Raw genomic sequence first — 20,266 nt, 5'->3', positions numbered from 1 at the left:
GGCGCGCAGGGCGGCTTACTGCCGCGCCGTGCGCACGTTGCGCGCCAGCGCCTGCGGGTGGCTGCTGCGCAGCGGGTTGATGTCCAGGCCGCCCCGGCGCGTGTAGCGCGCGTACACCGCCAGCTTGAGCGGGCGGCAGCGCTGCCAGAGGTCGTGGAAGATGCGCTCGACGCACTGCTCGTGAAATTCGTTGTGGTTGCGAAAGCTCACGATGTACTGCAGCAGCCCCGCCTGGGCTATGGGCGCGCCGGTGTAGCTGATCTGCACGCTGCCCCAGTCGGGCTGGCCCGTTACCAGGCAGTTGCTCTTGAGCAGGTCGCTGGTCAGCGTCTCGGTCACGGGGGCCTGGCTGTGGTCGGCCTGCAGCAGCTCGGGTGCGGGCTGGTAGTGCGTGCATTCCACATCCAGGCGGTCAAGACGCAGGCCCGAGAGTTGCTCGATCGGCTGCTGGTCAAACTGCTCGGGCAGCACCAGCTGCACGCCCACGCCGCCCCCGCTGCCCGCTTTGGCGCCGCGCCAGGCGGCTTCGCCCAGATCGGCGCGCAGGCGTTCGCGCACGGCCTCGCTGTCGGCAAAGCGCGTGCCGTTGAAGCTGTTGAGGTAGAGCTTGAAGGACTTGCTCTCGATGATGTTGGGCGACTCGCACGGCACGGTGATGTGCGCCAGCGCCACCTGCGGCTTGCCGCGCGGGTTCAGCCACGACAGCTCGTAGGCCGTCCACAAGTCGGCACCCAGAAAGGGCAGGGCGCTGCCAATGCCGATCTCGCTGCGCTTGGGCGCACGCGGCAGGGGAAAGAGCAGGCTGGGGTCGTACTGGTCGGCGTACTCGCTGGCGCGGCCGAGCTGCGATTGTTCGGGGGTGCTCATGATTTACTATACTTTTGATAGCTGCTAGCGCTTGCCTGGCAAGCGCTGGAGCCTTGTTTTATTCAAATTGAACGGCGCAGCACGGTCTTGTAGAAGAACAGGAACAAACCCACAAAGTACAGCAGGCCCAGCCACATGGCCGGGGCAAAGCCCTCGCCCACCAGGGCCAGCGGGGCGTCCTTGCCGCTAAAGCCAATGAGGGCGGCCAGCAGCAGGCCCATCAGGCTCTCGCCCACGATCAGGCCCGAGGCCAGCAGCAGGCCGCGTTCTTCGGCGGCGGCCACCCAGGCCTTGTCGGCGGCGTGGGCGCGAATGCCGCGCTGCAGCAGCCAGCCCAGGGCGGCGCCCACGGCCAGCGTCAGGCCAATCGTGGGCGGCAGGTAAATGCCCAGGCCCACGGCCAGCGGCGGCAGCGCGCCGGCGCCGCTGCGGCGCAGCAGCAGATCGGCAGCGATGGCGGCCACGCCCACGGCCACGCCCAGGCCGAGCATGGTCCAGTCGAGCGAGCCGTTGAAAATGCCGTTGGCAATTTGCTGCATCAGCGTTGCCTGCGGCGCGGCCAGTGCCTGGTTGGGGTCCATGCCCGCGCGCGGCAGGGCGCCGGCAAAGCCGTAGGCGTTGTAGAGCAGGTCGAGCACCGGCGGAATCACCAACGCGCCCACCAGGCAGCCGATGATCAGCACCACCTGCTGGCGCCAGGGCGTGGCGCCCACCAGGTAGCCGGTTTTGAGGTCTTGCAGGTTGTCGTTGGAGATGGCGGCCATGGCCAGGATGACGGCCACCATGAACAGCACCAGGGCCACGCCCATCTTGCCCGCCACGCTGGTGGCAAAGGCCGGAAAGAGCTGGCCCAGCAGCAGCAGCGAGACACCCATGAGGATGGTGGCGATGATGCCGATGCCAGAAATGGGGCTGGCCGACGAGCCCACCAGGCCCGCCATGTAGCCGCAGGCGGCCGCCACCAAAAAGCCAAACAGCGCCGCAAACAGCACGCACAGCAGCGCCAGGCCCCAGCGCGCGCCGCTGGCGAGCTCGGGCATGTGCTCGCCGATGAAGTCGCCGGCCACGCCCCAGAGCACGGCCAGCGCTGCCAGGCCGATGGCCAGCATCCAGCTGCGCGGCATGTCGCGCTCGCGCTCGTCGTGCGCCTGCGCTGCCGGCCCGCTGCGCGCCGGCTCGCTGGCAATGGCCTTGATGATGGGGCGGATCAGCGAGGCCACCGTCCACAGCGCCGAGATGCCAATCACCCCCGCCCCCAGAAAGCGCGCCTTGGTGGCCCACATCTGCGTGGCCAGGGCGCTGAGCGCCTGGCCTTCGGCCAGCGTGGCCTGCGCCGTCAGCCAGGGCACGACCAGGCCCCAGCACAGCACCAGGCCCAGCAGCACGGCGACGCCGGCGGCTGCGCCCATCAAGTAGCCGGCGGCCAGCAGCGCCGGCGAAAAGCCCGCCGCAATGCGAAAGGCGACGCTGCCGGCGTTGATCCAGACGTTGAACGCGTCAGCCAGCAGGCGCAGGCCGCCGCTCAGAAAGCCAAACAGCGCAGCAATGCCCGCGCCCCAGCCGAGGCTGCGCAGGCCGTCGCCGGTGCGGGCGCCGTCGGTTTTGTGGCGCTGGGCCTCGCCCACGCGCAGCACCTCGGCGGCGGCCACGCCCTCGGGGTAGGGCAGGGTGGACTGCACCACCATCACACGGCGCAGCGGCACGGTGTAGAGCACGCCCAGCGTGCCGCCGGCGGCGCACACCAGGGCCGTCTGCCAGAACGGAAAGCCGCTCCACAGCCCGAGCATGAGCAGCGCCGGCAGCACGAAGATGACGGACGACAGCGTGCCCGCCGCCGACGCCTGGGTCTGCACCAGGTTGTTCTCCAGGATGTTGGAGTCCTTGAAGCGGTAGAGCAGCGCCATGGAGATGACGGCGGCGGGAATGGCCGAGGCAAAGGTGAGCCCGACCTTGAGCCCGAGGTAGACGTTGGCGGCGGTGAAGGCCAGGGTGATGAGCGCGCCGAGCAGCACGCCGCGCAGGGTGAATTCGCGCACGGGGGAGGGGGGGTTCATAGACAAAACTCAGTGAAACTCACGTTCGCGCAGCCATTTGGTGGCGATCCATTTCTCGCCCGCGAGCACCGGCGCGCCCGCGTGCAGGCTGCGTGTGCTGGGGTCGGGGCGGGCGTAGCTGAAGAACACGGCGTTGCCCTGCTGCGGCGCGACTTCGAGTTGCGCCTCGGGAAAGCGCGTGCCGCCGCCCTGCTCGGGGGTGTTGAGGTACATCACCAGCGTGGCCACGCGCTGGCCGCCCCGGCGCAGCAAGGTGCTGGAGCCGCGCTGCGCGGGGTCGAAGTAGTCGTAGTGCGGTTTGTACTCGGCGCCCGGGCGGTAGTGCAGCACCTGCAGGCCCTCGCCGTTCTCCAGCGGCCAGCGCAGCAGGCGGGCGATGCGCTCCTCGATGCGCTGCACCAGGGCGTTCTCGCCGCGCTGGAAGAACATGCCGTCGCTGGTGCGGTCCTGGTTGAGCTCGTCGGCGCCGGTGTCGTTGGCGACGGTGAGCGAGCGCGCCATGCGCGGGCGCGCGGCGGCGATCAGCTGCGTGCATTCCTCGGGCGTGAGAAAACCGCCGAGCACTGCCACGCGCGGCTGCTGCATCTGCAGCAGCAGCTGCACCTGGTGCGCGCCCAGGTCGAGCCGCGTGGGCGAGTCGGCAATGTCGGGTTCGGGCAGCATGACGGGCGGTGGCAGGCTGCCCCCGGGCTGGCTGGCGAGCACCTGCGCCACCACGGTGGCAGCGCGCGCCTGCGGCCAGCCGGCGTGGCGCAGGTAGCCGGTGATGGTGGGCGCACTGGCGCCGGCCTGGGCGTGCTGCACGATCCAGTCTTGCAGCTCGGCGGTGAGGGCGTGGGTGGCCATGGCAGGTCAGGCTTGGGGGCTGTGGCGGCGAAATACCAGGCGCTCGGGGCTGGAGGCGCTGGCGCAGTAGGCGTAGCCCTCCAGGTCAAAGCCCTGCAGCTGTTCGGGGGTGCTGGCGCGCGCCAAGATGGCCCAGCGCGCCATCAGGCCGCGTGCGCGTTTGGCGTAGAAGCTGACGATCTTGTACGGGCCGCCGGCCTTGCTGTCCTGGAACACGCATTCGACCACGCGCGCGCGCAGCGTGTGCTGGTCAACGGCCTTGAAGTATTCCTGCGATGCCAGGTTGACCACCACCGGCGCCGGCGTGTCGGCCAGCAGCGTGTTCAGGTGCTGGGCAATGCGCGGGCCCCAGAACTGGTACAGGTTGCGGCCACCTGGCCAGGCCAGGGCGGTGCCCATTTCCAGGCGGTAGGGCTGCATCCAGTCGAGCGGGCGCAGCACGCCGTACAGGCCCGAGAGGATGGCCAGGTGCGCCTGCGCCCAATCGAGGTCGGCAGCGCCCAGGCTGGCGGCGTTCAGCCCCTCGTACACGTCGCCGTTGAAGGCCAGCAGGGCCTGGCGCGCGTTGCCGGCATGAAACTCGGGCGACCAGGCGGCGTAGCGCGCCACGTTGAGCGCGGCCAGCGGGTCGCTGAGCTTCATCAGCGCAGCGATTTCGGCGGGGGATTTTTGCCGCAGCAGGGCGATGAGCTGCTGCGCTTGCTCGACAAAGACAGGCAGGCTGTGCGCCAGGCCGGCGGGCAGGGGGCGCTCGTAGTCCAGCGCCTTGGCGGGGGAGAGCAAAAACAACATGGCGGGCTTTCTGGGCAATGCATGGAGCCAGCGCAAAAGCCATGGTTTATGAACCTTTTTGGCCTCCAACCCTTATGGGATAAGCGCTAGCAGCTATTGTTTTTGATAAACGAAAGCCCCTCCGGGGGGATGCGGAGGGGCTGGCGAACGCGGCGGCAGTTTACGCCGCGTCGAAGGGCAGGGTCAGCGCGCGCAGGTCAGTGCGGGTTTCCACCAGGATGAGGGGGCCCTCATCTTTCACCACCAGCGGCAGGCGCTCGCGCGGCACATGCACCGGGCGTGGCTCGGCGGCAATGGCGGCCTGCACGGCGGCGACTTTGTCGGCGTCGGAGTTGACCCACTGCAGGCCGCTGGCGCTGGCCACCTCGTGCAGCTGTGCCAGCGGCAGGGTGAAGGCTTGCACCTTGGGCAGAGCGGCGGGGGCGCTGGCCGCGCTGGCGGCAGGCGCTGGCGCCGCAGCGGGAGCCGCCGGGGCTACCGCAGCCGGTGCTGCCACCGGGGCGGCAGTGGCAATGGCCTCGATGGGTGCGGCAGCGGCGGGTGCAGCGGCGGCTTCGGCTGCTGCCGGTGTCGCTGCTGCTGCTGCTGCTGCCTCTGGTGCGCTGGCGGGCTGTGCTGCCGGTGCAGCCTCTGCCGTTACCGGAGGTTGGGCGGCAGGGGTGGCAGGGGCAGTGCCAGCGTTGAAGTAGCTGCGCCGTGGTGCTTGCTCGCTGGCCGGGGCTTCGTCCGGGGCAGGGGCGGCCTCGGGCTGGGCGGGGGCGGCGTGCTCGGCGCTGGCGTCATCGCGTGCCGGGCGTTCGCGGTTGCGGCGGTCGCGGCCATAGCGGTCGCGCGAGCGGCGTTCGCGGCGTTCCTCGGCCGGCGCGGCGGGGGCTTCGCTGCCGGTTTGCTCGCTCAGATCGACGTCCGGCACTTGCGTGGGTGGCACCAGGGCTTCGAGCGGTGCGGTGTCGGCAAAGTCGGGCTGGGCCTCGGTGCGTTCGCGGCGCGGGCGAGCTTCGCCGCGCTCCTGGCGGTCGCTGCGCTCGGTGCGTTCTTGCTGGCGCTCTGGGCGTTCCTGGCGCTCGGTGCGTTCACGGCGCGGGGCGCGGTCGTTGCGCCCTTCCTGCACGGCCTCGGGGGCGGCGTTGGGGTTGAGTTCGGCGTCGTTGCGCGGTTCGGCATCGCGGCGGTTGCGGCCATTGCTGCGTTCGCCGTTGCGCCGGCCATTGCTGCCTTCGCTGCGTGTGCGCTCGCCGTTGCGGTCGTTGCGTTCATTGCGCTCGCCGCGCTCTTGGCGCTCGCCGTTGCGGCGGTTGCGGCCGTCGCCACGCTCGTTGCGGCGTGCCTCGGGGGTGGCTGCAGGTGCGGGCGCGACCGGGATCGGGGCAGGCGCTGCCTTGGGGGCGAAGCCAAACAGGCTCTTGACCCAGGAGAAGAAGCCCTGCTCTGGCACGGCCGGTGCGGCTGCGGGCGCCATGGCCGATGCGGCGGGGCGCTGGGCTGCTGGTGCGGGGCGCGGGGCGCGCGGCTCGGCCACGGGGGCCGGGGCGTCGGGCAGCACGCCCTTGATGATGGGCGTTTGCTTGTTGGTGGGCTCTTGCGAGCGGCGCGTGACCTGGGTGCGCTCTTCGAGCTCGTCGGCGAGCTGGTAGCTGGCCTCGATGTTTTCCAGGCGCGGGTCGTCGTGCTTCAAGCGTTCGAGTTTGTAGTGCGGCGTCTCCATCGACTTGTTGGGCACCATGAGCACGGAAACGCGCTGCTTGAGCTCGATCTTGGTGATTTCGGTGCGCTTTTCGTTGAGCAGGAAGCTCGCCACCTCCACCGGCACCTGCACGTGCACGGCGGCGGTGCTGTCCTTCATCGATTCTTCTTGAATGATGCGCAGGATCTGCAGCGCCGAGGATTCGGTGTCGCGGATGTGGCCCGAGCCGCCGCAGCGCGGGCAGTTGATGTGCGCGCCCTCCGACAGGGCGGGCTTGAGGCGCTGGCGGCTCATCTCCATCAGGCCGAACTTGCTGATGGTGCCGAACTGCACGCGCGCACGGTCCTGGCGCAGCGCGTCGCGCAGGCGGTTTTCCACCTCGCGGCGGTTCTTGCTCTCCTCCATGTCGATGAAGTCGATCACGATCAGGCCGCCCAGGTCGCGCAGGCGCATCTGGCGCGCCACTTCGTCGGCGGCTTCGAGGTTGGTGCGCGTGGCGGTTTCCTCGATGTCGCCGCCCTTGATGGCGCGCGCGGAGTTCACGTCCACGGAAACCAGGGCTTCGGTGTGGTCGATGACGATGGCGCCGCCCGAGGGCAGCTGCACGGTGCGGGCGTAGGCCGACTCGATCTGGTGCTCGATCTGAAAGCGCGAGAACAGCGGCGCGTCGTCGCGGTAGCGCTTGACGCGCGATGCCTGCTCGGGCATCACGTGCGCCATGAACTGCTGCGCCTGCTCGTAGATGTCGTCGGTGTCGATCAGGATGTCACCGATGTCGTTGTTGAAGTAGTCGCGGATGGCGCGGATCACCAGGCTCGACTCCTGGTAGATCAGGAAGGCGCCCTTGCCGGCCTTGGCCGCGCCGTCGATGGCGCTCCACAATTTCAGCAGGTAGTTCAGGTCCCACTGCAGCTCGGGCGCGCTGCGGCCAATGCCGGCGGTGCGCGCGATGATGCTCATGCCCTTGGGGTAGTCGAGCTGATCCATCGCCTCTTTGAGCTCGGCGCGGTCTTCGCCCTCGATGCGGCGCGAGACGCCGCCGCCGCGCGGGTTGTTGGGCATGAGCACGACGTAGCGGCCTGCCAGCGAGATGAAGGTGGTCAGCGCTGCGCCCTTGTTGCCGCGTTCTTCCTTTTCCACCTGCACCAGCAGTTCCTGGCCTTCGCGGATGACGTCGTTGATGCGTGCCTGGCTGGGCGAGACGCCTTCGGCAAAGTATTGCTTGGAGATTTCCTTAAATGGCAGGAAGCCGTGGCGGTCTTCGCCGTAATCGACAAAGCAGGCCTCCAGGCTGGGCTCGACGCGCGTCACCACGGCCTTGTAGATGTTGCCCTTGCGCTGCTCGCGGCCTTCGACTTCGAGTTCGTAATCGAGGAGTTTTTGGCCGTCGACGATGGCCAGGCGCCGTTCTTCAGGCTGCGTGGCGTTGATGAGCATCCGCTTCATGGTTGTTCCTTTGTGCGTTGTTCTCGGCCTGCCGCTGGCGGCATGCCGTAGGTGTCCTACCGTTTTCGTGGGCCAGGCCAAAGCCGGGCCCAGGATGCCGGGGTCAACGCCGGGAAGCGGGAAAAGAGGACGCAGGCGCGCGCCCGCTGCACTAGGTCAGCAGCGGGGGCGGTGGTGCGTGGATGGGTGCGAGGCGCGCAGTGCGCAGGCGGGCCGCTGTCGGCAGGGCGCACTGCGTGGGCAGGTGGGTGGGCTGGGGGCGGGCAATGCGCGTAGCCGGCGGCACAAGCCACCGCCACAGCGACACCATCCATGACCAGACAAACCACATATTTCGCTTTGATCCGCCGATGGTGCGCAAAGCCCGGGTAGGGTGCGGCCACCGGCCAAAAATTCCGTGTTCCAATGCGTCGGCCCGCCGGGCGGCGTACAGGCTGGCGGGCACATCTTCCCGCATGAAAAAAGCGTGTACGACACCCGTTGGCATCGACCTGCCTGCGCCGGGGAAATGGCGGCTGGACTAAACTCCAGACAAATCAACCACTTACATAAAAATCGCGCAGGTGAATCACATTATAGAGGGCAAACCAAGCCCAGCTTTGGCGGCGCGCTTTATCACTGTCGATGAGGAATCGGCGGGTCAGCGCCTGGACAATTTCCTCATGCGCCATTTGAAGGGCGTGCCCAAGACCCACGTCTACCGCATCATCCGCAGCGGCGAGGTGCGCGTGAACAAGGGCCGCGCCAGCGCCGACGCCCGGGTGCAGGCGGGTGACCAGGTGCGCCTGCCGCCGCTGCGCGTGTCGGAAAAAATCGAGGAAAAAGCGCAGCAGGCCGTGCCGGGGCGCGAATTTCCGATCTTGTTCGAGGATGAATACCTCATTGCTATCGATAAACCCGCTGGCGTGGCCGTGCACGGCGGCAGCGGCGTGAGCTTTGGCGTGATCGAGCAGCTGCGCCGCGCCCGGCCGCAGGCGCCGCTGCTGGAGCTGGTGCACCGCCTGGACCGCGAGACCTCGGGCATCCTGCTGGTGGCCAAGAAGCGCTCGGCGCTCAAGCACCTGCAAGACCAGTTCCGCGAGCGCGAAACCGGCAAGACCTACCTGGCACTGGTGCAGGGCGCCTGGATGGGCAAGCACAAGGTGATCGACCTGCCGCTGCACAAATACCTGCAGGCCGACGGCGAGCGCCGCGTGCGCGTGACCACGCCGGACGACCCCGACGCCATGCGCGCCATCACCCTGGTGCAACTGCGCCAGAACCTGCCGGCGCGCCCGGCCCAGGGGCTGCCGGCGATGGCGCTGCTGGAGGTGACCATCAAAACCGGGCGCACGCACCAGATCCGCGTGCACCTGGCCAGCCAGGGCCATCCCATTGCCGGTGACGACAAATACGGCGACTTCGACCTCAACCGGCGCCTGCCCAAGCAGGGCTTGAAACGCATGTTCCTGCACGCCTGGCGCCTGCAGTTCACGCACCCGGCCAGCGGCGAGCGCCTGGAGCTGCGCGCCGAGCTGCCGCCCGAGCTGGCGGCTTTCATCCTTCCCCCTGCTGTGACTTGACCATGACCCGTGCCCGCCGCTTTGACCTCATTGCCTTCGACTGGGACGGCACGCTGTGCGACTCCACGGCCATCATCGTGCGCAGCATCCAGGCGGCGGTGCGCGACGTGGGCGGCGCCGTACCCAGCGATGCGGCGGCGTCGTACGTCATCGGCATGGCCCTCATGCCGGCGCTGGCGCACGCCGCGCCCGACGTGCCCGCCGACAAATACCCCGAGCTGTCCAACCGCTACCGTTACCACTACCTGCAGCGCCAGGACGACCTGTGCCTGTTCGCTGGCGTGCTCGACCTGCTCGACGCCCTGCAGGCGCGTGGCCACCTGCTGACCGTGGCCACCGGCAAGAGCCGGCGTGGCTTGAACGAGGCGCTGCAGCAGGCGGCGCTGCGCGGGCGCTTTCATGCCTCGCGCACCGCCGACGAGACGGCGGGCAAGCCCCATCCGCTGATGCTGCAGGAGCTGATGGCCGAATTCGATGTGCCGCCGGCGCGTACGCTGATGATTGGCGACACCACGCATGACCTGCAAATGGCGCAGGCGGCGGGCTGCGCCAGTGTCGGTGTGGGCTACGGCGCGCACGCGCCCGAAGGCTTTGCCGCCCATGGCCCGCTGTTCGTCGCCGATTCGGTGGCGGCCCTGCATTCGTGGCTTGAAAACAACGCCTGAGGCGACGCAGAAGAAATTATTTGTGACTACCGCCGATCCCCGCTGCATTCCCCTGTGCGCCAGCAGCGCACTGCAAGACGGTGGCCGGGCGGTGGCGTTTGACGTTCTCTACGCCGGCCAGCCCTGCCGAGCTTTCGCCATTCGCTACGCCGGCCAGGTGCACGCCTACCTCAACCGCTGCGCCCACGTGGCCATGGAGATGGACTACCAGGAGGGGCAGTTTTTTGACGACAGCGGCCAGTGGCTGTTGTGCGCCACCCATGGCGCGGTGTACGCGCCGGACACGGGCCGCTGCATCGAGGGTCCCTGCTGCGGCGCCAGCCTGGTGAAGATCGAGCTGACCGAAACCGCAGGCCAGGTGCACTGGCATACTGCCCCCTCATTGCAACCCGCTTTCCCCTGACCACCATGACCGATCCCCAACGCCCCGGCAATGCCGACTCTGGCGCCGCCCCCGACCTGTGGGGCCAGGCCGCAGCGCCCAAGCCGGCCGCCGCCGTGCCGCCGCCAACCCAGGGCTGGGAGCGCGAGGTGCTGGAAAAACTCGTTTTTGCCACCCTGAGCGAGCAGCGCGCCGCGCGCCGCTGGCGCATTTTCTGGCGCCTGCTGTGGCTGGCGCTGGCCGGTGCCATCGCCTGGGGCGTGGCCAACTACGAGGGCGCCAGCGTCAGCAGTACGCCGCATACGGCGGTGGTTGATATCAAGGGCGAAATCGCCAGCGGCGCCGAGGCCAGCGCCGAGCTCATCGTCGCGGCCATGCGCAGCGCCTTTGAAGACAGCGGCTCGCAGGCCGTGGTGCTGCTCATCAACTCGCCCGGCGGCAGCCCGGTGCAGGCGGGCATGATCAACGACGAAATCACCCGCCTGCGCGCCAAGTACGACAAGCCGGTGTACGCCGTGGTCGAGGAAAGCTGCGCCTCGGCGGCCTACTACATTGCTGCCGCTGCGGATGAAATCTACGTCGATAAGGCCAGCATCGTCGGCAGCATCGGCGTGCTGATGGACGGCTTTGGCTTTACCGGCACCATGGAAAAACTCGGCGTTGAGCGCCGCCTGCTCACGGCGGGCGCGAACAAGGGTTTTCTCGACCCCTTCAGCCCCATGAGCGAGAAGCAGCGCACCTACGCCCAGACCATGCTCGAACAGATCCACCAGCAGTTCATCGAGGTGGTGAAAAAAGGCCGGGGCGAGCGCCTGAAGGTGGGTGAGGACACCTTCAGCGGCCTGTTCTGGACCGGCCAGCAGGCCATCGACCTGGGCCTGGCCGACCATCTGGGCAGCCTGGACTACGTGGCGCGCGAGGTCGTCAAGGCCGAGGACGTGATCGACTACACGCGCCGCGACAACGTCGCTGAACGCCTGGTCAAGCGCTTTGGCGCCGCCATCGGCGGTGGCGCCGTGCAGACGCTGCAGCACAGCGGCCTGCAGTTGCGGTAAGCATCAAAAAGGCATCAAAACTGCCTGTAGCGCTTGCTGTACCTGCGTTAGTAGCTACTATTTTTATAGCATTTGCTGCACCGCTGCCGTGATGTGCGTGCAGCGCTGGGCCCAGCTGCCGGTGACCGGCGTATAGGGCTGCTGCAGCTGCTGCAGTGCTTGTTCTAGCTGCTGGCCAAACTGCTGGCGCTGCGCCAGCGCCGGCTGGCAGCGCTGGCCGTCGGCCCGCCAGGGCAGGCCCTCGGGGGCGAGCAGGAATACCGCGTCGTACTGCGTGCGCGCCAGCGCCGCGTCGATCCATGCCGGGCTGCGGCCAAACAGGGTTTGGCTCCACAGGCGGTTGCTGAGCAAATTGGTATCGAGCAGCAACAGCGGCGGCGCCTGCGCACGCGCCGCCTGCTCGCGCCGCCACTGCCCCCGGGCGATGGGGGTGATGTCGGCGTAGCAGGTGTTGCGCTGCTGCTGCACGATGTACTCGCGCACGTACTCGCCCACCACCGGCGCGCCAAAGTGCTGCGCCAGCGCCGCGCACAGGCTGCTTTTGCCGGCGGATTCGGGGCCGGTGAGCAGCACGGCCTTCATGGTGCAGCGCCCGGTGCGTTCAGGCTGGCACGCCAGCTGCGCCAACCCTGCAGTGCCAGCCCCATGAACACCAGGTAGAGCAGGGCGGTCAGCGGCATTTGCAGCGCCACAAACAGGCCCACGTACACGGCGTCGAGCAGCAGCCACAGCGGCCAGCAGGCCAGGCGCTTGTGTGCCATCCAGAACTGTGCCACCAGGCTAAAGCCGGTCAGCGCCGCGTCCAGCCAGGGCTGCTGGGCGTGGGTGTAGCGGCTCATCGCCAGGCCCAGCGCCAGGGTCAGCAGCAGGCCGGCGGCCAGGTCGCGCCCGAGCCGGGGCCAGGGCAGGCGCGAGACGGCGAGCGCCGGCGCATCGCCCCGGCGCCACTGCCGCCAGCCGTAGAGCTGCAGCACGGCGTACACGAGCTGCAGCAGCATGTCTGAATACAGTCGCGCCTGGGCAAAGACGATGGCGTAGAGCAGCACCATCACCAGCCCCAGCGGCCAGGCCAGGGGGCGTTGGCGCACCATCAGCGCCACGGAGACCACGCCCAGCAAGGCGGCCAGGGGTTCGAGCCAGGGCATGGGCCGGTGCTTACTGGCCCAGTGCCCAGACGGCGGGCGTGTGCTTGTCGGCGGGTACGGCGTGGCCCTGCCAATCGCGCACGCTGCGGCTGTGGACCTGGGCGCTGGCCAGGGTCAGGCCAGCGGCCACGGCCAGGCGCGTGCCCGGCTGCAGGGTGTGCAGCAGGGCTTGCCACAGGGCGGCGTTGCGGTAGGGCGTTTCGATAAAGAGCTGGGTTTGCCCGGTTTTGAGCGCCAGCGCCTCCAGAGCGCGGATGCGCTGCGCACGCTCGGCACCGTCTTGCGGCAGGTAGCCGACGAAGGCGAAGTTCTGGCCGTTGAGGCCGCTGGCCGCGAGTGCCAGCAGCAGCGATACCGGCCCTACCAGCGGCACGACGCGCGCGCCCAGGTCGTGCGCGGCGCGCACCACGGAGCTGCCGGGGTCGGCCACGGCGGGCATTCCGGCCTCGCTCACCAAGCCCATGTCGTGGCCGGCGAGCAGGGGTGCGAGCAGGCTGCGCGCGTCCAGGCGGGCCTGGCCTTGGCTGCCGTGGTCGCCTTTTTTGTGCACCTCGCGCGGCAGCTCGGCAATTTGCTGCGCCTGCAGCGGTGCAGCCAGGGGGTGCAGGGCGTCGATGCGTTTCAAATAAGCGCGGCAGCTCTTGGCGTTTTCACACACCCAATGGGTGATTTGCGCCGCCTGCTGCAGCGTGCCGGCGGGCAGTGCGTCGCTCAGCGGGGCTTGGCTGGCGCAGCCGAAATCGAGCGGCGCGGGCACCAGGTAGAGCGTACCCAGGGCGGCGGCGCTCATGGCAGCACCAGCCCAGCGGCGCGCAGCAGGCGGCTGGTGCGGATCAGGGGCAGGCCAATGAGGGCGGTGGGGTCGTCGCTGTCGATGGCGTCGAGCAGCGTGATGCCCAGGCCCTCGCTCTTGGCGCTGCCGGCGCAGTCGTAGGGCTGTTCGGCCCGCAGATAGCGTTCGATCTCGGCGTCGCTCAGGTCACGAAAGCGCACCTGCACCGGGGCCAGCTCCACCTGGGAAAAGCCCGGGGCGACCACGGCGACGGCGGTTTGAAAGACCACCGTCTGGCCGCGCATCTGGCGCAGCTGGGCGGTGGCGCGTTCGTGGTTGCCGGGCTTGCCCAGGCTCTGGCCGTGCAGGTCGGCCACCTGGTCGGAGCCGATGACGATGGCCTTGGGCTGCAGCGCCGCCACGGCCTGGGCCTTGGCCAGCGCCAGGCGCAGGGCGAGGGTGCGCGGCGTCTCGCCGGGCAGCGGGGTTTCATCGACCGCCGGGGCGGCGACGGTAAACGGCAGGTGCAAGCGGGTGAGCAGCTCGCGGCGGTAGCGCGAGGTCGAGCCCAATACCAGTGGGCGTTGCGGGGCGGGAGATTCAAGCATGGGCGCGATTCTCTTACACTGCCGCGATGACCAAGGAGTTCTCCCCCCGCCACCTCGATGTGAAGGCCTTTGCCCAGGCCGGCGCGTCCCTGCGTGGCCATGAATCGCTATTGAATTACGAGCGTCTGGCGCAAGAGGCGCAAGGCTTGCACCCTGATTTGCTTGTCGATTGGCAGGCCCAGGGCGCGCTGCGTACGGCCACCGGGGGCGAGCCCCAGGTGTGGCTGCAGCTGCAGGCACAGGCGAGTTTTCCCATGCATTGCCAGCGCTGCATGGGGTCGGTGGACGTGCCGCTGCAGGTCGAGCGCGATTTCCGTTTCGTCGCCGACGAGGCCACGGCCGAGGCGCAGGACGACGAGAGCGAGGAGGATTTGCTCGTACTCAGCCGCGACTTCGATCTGCACGCGCTGATTGAAGATGAGCTGCTCATGGCCCTGCCCATGGTGCCCATGCACGACGAATGCCCGGCGCCGGTGCAGCTGAGCGCAGGCGAGGCTGAGTTTGCACAGGCCAATACCGCCAAAATCAACCCTTTTGCCGCCTTGGCCCAGTTGCAGCAAAAGCCGGCAGCAGAGCCCAAAAGCGATTAGGTTATACTTGCGGGCTTCGCGCGAATCCCCCTCGTGTCTTTAATGGGCTGAATCGCGTTTTTACCAACCCTTAAGACCCTAGGAGCCACCATGGCTGTTCAGCAAAACAAAAAGTCCCCTTCCAAGCGCGGTATGCACCGTTCGCACAACGCCCTGACGGTGCCCGGCATTGCCGTGGAGCCGACCACCGGCGAAACCCACCTGCGCCACCACATCAGCCCCAACGGCTTCTACCGTGGCCGCCAGGTGCTCAAGAACAAGTCTGAAGCCTAACCTGCTTTGAGCCTGTCCAAGGCCCGTGGCTACTTTCTGGGTAGCGCGGGCCTTTGTTTTGACCGCTATTTTTGGCCTTGACCTTCGCCACCCATGATCACATTGGCAGTTGACTGCATGGGGGGCGACCACGGCCCCCGCGTCACCCTCGCGGCGTGCCGCCAGTTTCTCGATAAACACTCCGATGCCCAGCTGCTGCTGGTGGGCCTGCCCGCCAGCCTGGGTGATTTTGCTCATCCGCGCGCCCGCATCGTTGCCGCCAGCGAAGTCGTGGCCATGGACGATCCGGTGGAAGTGGCGCTGCGCAAGAAAAAAGATTCCTCCATGCGCGTGGCCATTGCCCAGGTCAAGGATGGCGCCGCGCAGGCTGCCGTCTCGGCCGGCAACACCGGCGCGCTGATGGCGATTGCGCGCTACCTGCTCAAGACGCTCGACGGTATCGACCGCCCCGCCATCGCCACCCAGCTGCCCAACGACAAGGGCGGCGCGACCACGGTGCTCGATCTGGGTGCCAACGTCGATTGCTCGGCTGAACACCTGCTGCAATTTGCCGTTATGGGTTCGGCCCTGGTGTCGGTGCTGCAAGAAGGCAGCGCAGCCAGCGTTGGTCTGCTCAATATTGGTGAGGAAGTCATCAAGGGCAGCGAAGTCATCAAAAAAGCCGGTGAGCTGCTGCGTTCGGCGGGTGAAGCCGGGGATTTGAATTTCTACGGCAACGTCGAAGGCAACGATATTTTCAAGGGCACGGTCGATATCGTGGTCTGCGATGGTTTCGTCGGCAACGTGGCGCTCAAGGCCAGCGAAGGCGTCGCCTCGATGGTGGTGGGCGGCCTCAAGCAAGAATTCAAACGCAATATCTTCACCAAACTGGCGGCCATCGTGGCCTATCCGGTGCTATCGGCCCTGATGAAGCGCATGGACTACCGGCGCTACAACGGCGCCGCGCTGCTCGGCCTGCGCGGTCTGGTGTTCAAGAGCCACGGCTCGGCCGATGCGCTGGCCTTTGAACAGGCTTTGAACCGCGCTTATGATGCGGCCCGCAACAACCTGCTCGATCGTGTCCGGACACGCATTGCACACGCGGCGCCGCTGCTGGCGCCGGCCTTGGTGCAGGCCGCCCCGGTTGCGCCAGCCACCCAGCCTTGAACCCACGTTACTCCCGCATCACCGGCACCGGCAGCTACCTGCCGCAGCGCCGCGTCACGAACCAGAACCTGACCGACGACCTGGCCGCGCGCGGCGTGGCAACGTCCGACCAGTGGATCGTCGAGCGCACCGGCATCCACGCGCGCCACTTTGCTGCGCCGGAAGAAAAAACCAGCGACCTGGGCCTGCACGCGGCGCGCCAGGCGCTGGCCATGGCCGGGCGCCAGGCGCAGGAGATCGACCTGATCATCTTCGCCACGTCCACGCCGGACATGGTGTTTCCCTCCACCGCCTGCATCCTGCAAGACAAGCTCGGCGCCAATGGCTGCCCGGCGTTTGACGTGCAGGCCGTGTGCAGCGGCTTCGTCTATGCGCTGACGGTGGCCGACGCCATGATCCGCTCGGGCTCGGCGCGCCGGGCGCTGGTGGTGGGGGCAGAGATTTTCAGCCGCATTCTCGACTTCAACGACCGCACCACCTGCGTGCTGTTTGGCGACGGCGCTGGCGCCGTGGTGCTTGAAGCCAGCGACGAGCCCGGCATCCTCGCCAGCGAGCTGCACGCCGATGGCAAGTACGTGGACATTCTGTGTGTGCCCGGCGGCGTTGCTGGCGGCGAGGTGGTGGGCAACCCGCTGCTGCAGATGGATGGCCAGGCGGTGTTCAAGCTCGCCGTCGGCGTGCTGGAGAAAACCGCCCGCGCGACGCTCGACAAGGCCGGCCTCCAAGACGCCGATATCGACTGGCTGATCCCGCACCAGGCCAACATCCGCATCATGCAGGGCACGGCCAAGAAGCTCAAACTGCCGCTGGACAAGCTCGTCGTCACCGTCGATCAGCATGGCAACACCTCGGCGGCGTCGATTCCGCTCGCGCTCGATAACGCCGTGCGCGCCGGCCAGGTGCAAAAAGGCCAGCATGTGCTGCTCGAAGGGGTGGGCGGTGGCTTCACCTGGGGTGCTGTGCTATTAAAAATGTAGCTGCTAGCGCTTGTTTTATAAGCGCTAGAGGCCGATTTTGTTCATAAAACAAGAGACGACACCATGGGCACTTTTGCATTTGTTTTTCCTGGCCAGGGCTCGCAGGCCGTGGGTATGCTCGACGCTTGGGGCGATCACCCCGTCGTGGCGCAAACCCTGCAAGAAGCCAGCCAGGCGCTGGGCGAGGATGTCGCCCGCCTGATCCACGAAGGCCCCAAAGAGGCCCTGGCGCTGACCACCAACACCCAGCCCGTGATGCTGGTCGCCGGCGTGGCCGCCTGGCGCGTGTGGCAGGCCGAGGGCGGCGCGCAGCCCGCCTGCGTGGCCGGCCATTCGCTGGGTGAATATTCGGCCCTGGTCGCTTCTGGCGTGCTGACGCTGGCGCAGGCTGCGCCGCTGGTGCGCCTGCGCGCCGCCGCCATGCAAGAGGCCGTGCCCGTTGGCGCCGGCGCCATGGCCGCCATTTTGGGCTTGGACGCCAACGCCGTGCGCGCCGGTTGCGCCGAGGCCGTGGCCAGCTTTGGCGCGGGCTCTGCCGAAGTGGCCGAAGCCGTGAACTTCAACGACCCGGCGCAAACCGTGATTGCCGGTACCAAGGCGGGTGTGGAAAAAGCCTGCGAAGTGCTCAAGGCCGCTGGCGCCAAGCGCGCCCTGGCGCTGCCAGTGTCGGCGCCGTTTCACTCCAGCCTGATGAAGCCTGCGGCTGAAAAACTGCGTGCCGCCCTGGCCGATACGGTGCTGGCCGCGCCGCGCATTCCCGTGCTCAACAACGTCGATGTCGCCGTGCAGCAGGATGCCGACGCCATCCGCGACGCCCTGTACCGCCAGGCCTTTGGCCCGGTGCGCTGGGTCGAGTGCGTGCAGGCGCTCAAGGCGCGCGGCTGCCGCCACATCGTCGAATGTGGTCCGGGCAAGGTGCTCATGGGCCTGACCAAGCGCATCGACGCCGACCTGGTGGGCGCGGCGGTTTACGATCCGGCGACGCTCGCCCAAACCAAGGAATTGCTGGCATGACACAGACCCTTCCCCCCCAAGTCGCCCTGGTCACGGGCGCCTCGCGCGGCATTGGCGCCGCCATTGCCCTGGAACTGGCGCAGCGTGGCTACCACGTCGTCGGCACGGCCACCACTGAAAGCGGCGCCGCCGGCATCAGCGCTGCACTCGCTGCCTACCCGCATTGCCGGGGCGTGGTGCTCAACGTCACCGATGGTGCCGCCGTCGAGGCGCTGGTCGATGACCTCGCCAAGCACCACGGCGGCCTGCACGTGCTGGTGAACAACGCCGGCATCACCCGCGACATGCTGGCCATGCGCCTCAAGGACGAGGATTGGGATGCGGTGCTCGACACCAACCTCAAGGCGGTGTTTCGCACCAGCCGCGCCGCCATCCGCCCGATGATGAAGCAGCGCTTTGGCCGCATCATCAGCATCACCAGCGTCGTGGGTGCTTCCGGTAACCCGGGCCAGGCCAACTACGCTGCCGCCAAGGCCGGCGTGGCCGGCATGACGCGCGCGCTCGCGCGCGAACTCGGCAGCCGCAATATCACCGTCAACTGCGTGGCGCCGGGCTTCATCCAGACCGACATGACCGCCGCCCTGCCCGAGGAGCAGCAAAAAGCCCTCAACGCCCAGATTCCGCTGGGTCACATGGGCCATCCGAGCGACGTGGCGCACGCCGTTGCCTACCTGGCCAGCGCCGGCGCCGGTTATGTGACGGGGCAGGAGTTGCACGTCAATGGCGGCATGTACATGTAATTAGCGTCAGTTCGCGCCGGATCGTCCGCCCGGCAGGCCGTTGTAGAGAGTCTTTCTTAAACGGCTAGAATCGCGGATTCATTCACAACCCCCAGAGGGAAACCCAATGAGCGATATCGAAGCACGTGTCAAAAAGATCATTGCCGAGCAACTCGGTGTGGAAGAGTCCCAAGTGACCAACGAGAAGGCGTTCGTCGCCGACCTGGGCGCTGACTCTCTCGACACCGTGGAGCTGGTGATGGCCCTGGAAGACGAATTCGGCATCGAAATTCCCGACGAAGACGCCGAGAAGATCACCACGGTGCAAAACGCCATCGACTACGCCAACGCCCACCACAAGGGCTGAGCTGGCATAGCCATATCAAGTCCCGAGCGATCAGCAGAAGGTTTTAACGCATGAGCCGTCGTCGCGTTGTCGTGACCGGCCTGGGTTGCATCAGCCCTGTGGGCAACACGGTGCAAGATGCCTGGGCCAATCTCCTTGCCGGCCAGTCCGGTATTGACCTCATCACCAAGTTCGATACGACGAACTTTGCCTGCAAGATCGCGGGCGAGGTCAAGGGATTCGATCTGGAGTCGTACCTCAGCGCCAAAGATGCGCGCGCGATGGATACGTTCATTCATTTCGGCATCGCGGCGGCCGCGCAGGCGGTGCAGGATGCGGGGCTGCCCACTGGGGAGGCTCTGACGGATGAGCTGGCGACGCGCATTGGCTGCGTGATCGGCTCGGGCATCGGGGGCTTGCCCCTGATCGAGAACACCCATGCAGAACTGGCGTCGCGCGGCCCGCGCCGCATCACGCCGTTCTTCGTCCCGGCCTCCATCATCAACATGGTGGCGGGGCATGTTTCCATGCGCTTTGGCTTCAAGGGCCCGAACCTGTCGGTCGTCACGGCCTGCACCACCGGCCTGCACTGCATCGGTGAGGCCGGGCGCATGATCGAGTATGGCGATGCCGACATCGTCGTCGCCGGTGGCACCGAAGCCACCGTCTCGCCCCTGGGTGTGGGTGGTTTTGCGGCCATGCGCGCCCTGTCCACGCGCAACGACGACCCCAAGGCCGCCTCGCGCCCCTGGGACAAAGACCGCGACGGTTTCGTCCTCGGCGAGGGCGCCGGTGTGCTGGTACTCGAAGAATACGAACACGCCAAAGCGCGCGGCGCCAAAATTTACGCCGAGCTGCTGGGCTACGGCATGAGCGCCGACGCGGGGCACATGACCGCCCCGAACATGGACGGTCCGCGTCGCGCCATGCTCGCCGCCATGCGCAACGCCGGCGTCAACCCCGATCAGATTGACTACCTCAACGCCCACGGCACCTCCACGCCGCTGGGTGACATCAACGAGAGCAACGCCATCAAGGCCGCGCTCGGCGACGCGGCGCGGCGTACTGTGGTCAGTTCCACCAAGTCCATGACCGGCCACTTGCTCGGCGGCGCGGGCGGCATCGAGAGCGTGTTCACCGTTCTCGCCCTGCACCACCAAAAAGTGCCGCCGACGATCAACCTCGATCACCAAGACCCCGAGTGCGATCTGGACTACTGCGCCAACACCGCCCGAGATATGAAGATTGACATCGCGCTGAAGAACAACTTTGGCTTTGGCGGCACCAACGGCTCGCTGGTTTTCAAACGCATCTGAGCCCGCG

General features: G+C 67.6%; 22 protein-coding genes. 12 read left to right on the top strand and 10 right to left on the bottom strand.

Going from position 1 to position 20,266, the window contains the following annotated elements; genetic code table 11:
• Positions 1-15 precede the first annotated feature (15 nt).
• From queF to G7045_RS14780, 6 genes are all read right to left on the bottom strand, one after another.
• Entirely contained in the window at positions 16-867 is an 852-nt protein-coding gene (gene queF, locus G7045_RS09975; protein WP_166159495.1) for an NADPH-dependent 7-cyano-7-deazaguanine reductase QueF, read from the bottom strand.
• A gap of 62 nt (positions 868-929) precedes the next feature.
• Complete coding sequence (locus G7045_RS09970) at positions 930-2,921, bottom strand: OPT family oligopeptide transporter (protein WP_166159494.1); 1,992 nt, start codon at positions 2,919-2,921, stop codon at positions 930-932.
• A 9-nt stretch (positions 2,922-2,930) separates the two neighbouring features.
• Positions 2,931-3,767 carry a 2OG-Fe(II) oxygenase gene (locus G7045_RS09965; protein ID WP_166159493.1) on the bottom strand — a complete coding sequence of 279 codons (837 nt, stop codon included), beginning with the start codon at positions 3,765-3,767 and terminating at the stop codon, positions 2,931-2,933.
• Positions 3,768-3,773: 6 nt separating this feature from the next.
• The gene (gene yaaA / locus G7045_RS09960; protein WP_166159492.1) at positions 3,774-4,559 is read right to left on the bottom strand and encodes a peroxide stress protein YaaA; all 786 of its coding nucleotides are present in this window, start codon (positions 4,557-4,559) and stop codon (positions 3,774-3,776) included.
• A 160-nt stretch (positions 4,560-4,719) separates the two neighbouring features.
• Positions 4,720-7,689, bottom strand: coding sequence for an Rne/Rng family ribonuclease (locus G7045_RS09955; protein WP_166159491.1), 2,970 nt, complete (start codon positions 7,687-7,689; stop codon positions 4,720-4,722).
• A gap of 536 nt (positions 7,690-8,225) precedes the next feature.
• Entirely contained in the window at positions 8,226-8,360 is a 135-nt protein-coding gene (locus G7045_RS14780; protein WP_255492036.1) for a hypothetical protein, read from the bottom strand.
• Here G7045_RS14780 and G7045_RS09950 point away from each other — a divergent pair.
• From G7045_RS09950 to G7045_RS09935, 4 genes are read left to right on the top strand one after another with little or no spacing between them, the layout of a single operon-like run.
• The gene (locus tag G7045_RS09950) at positions 8,352-9,251 is read left to right on the top strand and encodes an RluA family pseudouridine synthase (RefSeq protein WP_240919206.1); all 900 of its coding nucleotides are present in this window, start codon (positions 8,352-8,354) and stop codon (positions 9,249-9,251) included. The genes G7045_RS14780 and G7045_RS09950 overlap by 9 nt on opposite strands.
• Before the next feature lie 2 nt (positions 9,252-9,253).
• Positions 9,254-9,916, top strand: a complete 663-nt coding sequence (locus G7045_RS09945) for an HAD-IA family hydrolase (RefSeq protein ID WP_166159489.1) — start codon at positions 9,254-9,256, stop codon at positions 9,914-9,916.
• Positions 9,917-9,938: 22 nt separating this feature from the next.
• Positions 9,939-10,319 carry a Rieske 2Fe-2S domain-containing protein gene (locus tag G7045_RS09940; RefSeq protein ID WP_240919205.1) on the top strand — a complete coding sequence of 127 codons (381 nt, stop codon included), beginning with the start codon at positions 9,939-9,941 and terminating at the stop codon, positions 10,317-10,319.
• Between the two features lie 5 nt (positions 10,320-10,324).
• The gene (locus G7045_RS09935) at positions 10,325-11,353 is read left to right on the top strand and encodes a S49 family peptidase (protein ID WP_166159487.1); all 1,029 of its coding nucleotides are present in this window, start codon (positions 10,325-10,327) and stop codon (positions 11,351-11,353) included.
• A 63-nt stretch (positions 11,354-11,416) separates the two neighbouring features.
• On the opposite strand, the gene G7045_RS09930 is transcribed toward G7045_RS09935, so the two are convergent.
• The 4 genes from G7045_RS09930 to G7045_RS09915 are packed head-to-tail and all read right to left on the bottom strand — an operon-like array spanning position 11,417 to position 13,878.
• Positions 11,417-11,935 carry an AAA family ATPase gene (locus G7045_RS09930; protein ID WP_166159486.1) on the bottom strand — a complete coding sequence of 173 codons (519 nt, stop codon included), beginning with the start codon at positions 11,933-11,935 and terminating at the stop codon, positions 11,417-11,419.
• Positions 11,932-12,498, bottom strand: coding sequence for a nicotinamide riboside transporter PnuC (pnuC, locus tag G7045_RS09925; RefSeq protein ID WP_166159485.1), 567 nt, complete (start codon positions 12,496-12,498; stop codon positions 11,932-11,934). The genes G7045_RS09930 and pnuC overlap by 4 nt, the downstream gene beginning before the upstream one ends.
• Positions 12,499-12,508: 10 nt before the next feature.
• Positions 12,509-13,288, bottom strand: coding sequence for an SAM-dependent methyltransferase (locus tag G7045_RS09920; RefSeq protein WP_166159484.1), 780 nt, complete (start codon positions 13,286-13,288; stop codon positions 12,509-12,511).
• Positions 13,285-13,878, bottom strand: coding sequence for a Maf family nucleotide pyrophosphatase (locus G7045_RS09915; RefSeq protein WP_166159483.1), 594 nt, complete (start codon positions 13,876-13,878; stop codon positions 13,285-13,287). Before G7045_RS09915 ends, G7045_RS09920 begins: the two co-directional genes overlap by 4 nt.
• Before the next feature lie 26 nt (positions 13,879-13,904).
• Between G7045_RS09915 and G7045_RS09910 the strand changes: the two genes are divergently transcribed.
• The 8 genes from G7045_RS09910 to fabF all read left to right on the top strand — a co-directional run bounded on the left by G7045_RS09910 (position 13,905) and on the right by fabF (position 20,259).
• On the top strand, positions 13,905-14,468 hold the full coding sequence (locus G7045_RS09910; RefSeq protein WP_166159482.1) for a DUF177 domain-containing protein: 564 nt from the start codon (positions 13,905-13,907) through the stop codon (positions 14,466-14,468).
• A 90-nt stretch (positions 14,469-14,558) separates the two neighbouring features.
• Entirely contained in the window at positions 14,559-14,741 is a 183-nt protein-coding gene (gene rpmF / locus G7045_RS09905; protein WP_011794326.1) for a 50S ribosomal protein L32, read from the top strand.
• Positions 14,742-14,834: 93 nt separating this feature from the next.
• Entirely contained in the window at positions 14,835-15,887 is a 1,053-nt protein-coding gene (plsX, locus tag G7045_RS09900) for a phosphate acyltransferase PlsX (protein ID WP_166159481.1), read from the top strand.
• Positions 15,884-16,864: a beta-ketoacyl-ACP synthase III gene (locus G7045_RS09895; protein WP_166159480.1), complete on the top strand. Its 981-nt coding sequence runs from the start codon at positions 15,884-15,886 to the stop codon at positions 16,862-16,864. The genes plsX and G7045_RS09895 overlap by 4 nt, the downstream gene beginning before the upstream one ends.
• Positions 16,865-16,927: 63 nt before the next feature.
• Positions 16,928-17,878, top strand: coding sequence for an ACP S-malonyltransferase (gene fabD / locus G7045_RS09890; protein WP_166159479.1), 951 nt, complete (start codon positions 16,928-16,930; stop codon positions 17,876-17,878).
• Positions 17,875-18,618 carry a 3-oxoacyl-ACP reductase FabG gene (gene fabG, locus G7045_RS09885; RefSeq protein WP_166159478.1) on the top strand — a complete coding sequence of 248 codons (744 nt, stop codon included), beginning with the start codon at positions 17,875-17,877 and terminating at the stop codon, positions 18,616-18,618. The genes fabD and fabG overlap by 4 nt, the downstream gene beginning before the upstream one ends.
• A 106-nt stretch (positions 18,619-18,724) precedes the next feature.
• Positions 18,725-18,964, top strand: coding sequence for an acyl carrier protein (acpP, locus tag G7045_RS09880; protein ID WP_166159477.1), 240 nt, complete (start codon positions 18,725-18,727; stop codon positions 18,962-18,964).
• A gap of 50 nt (positions 18,965-19,014) precedes the next feature.
• A complete protein-coding gene (gene fabF, locus G7045_RS09875; RefSeq protein WP_166159476.1) occupies positions 19,015-20,259 on the top strand; it encodes a beta-ketoacyl-ACP synthase II in 1,245 nt (414 codons plus the stop codon).
• Positions 20,260-20,266 lie beyond the last annotated feature (7 nt).

This window comes from Acidovorax sp. HDW3, assembly GCF_011303755.1.
In the GTDB taxonomy this organism is placed as follows: Bacteria; Pseudomonadota; Gammaproteobacteria; order Burkholderiales; family Burkholderiaceae_C; genus Paenacidovorax.
Note: the sequence above shows the minus strand (reverse complement) of the source record. Positions and strands in the feature narration are given on the sequence as shown.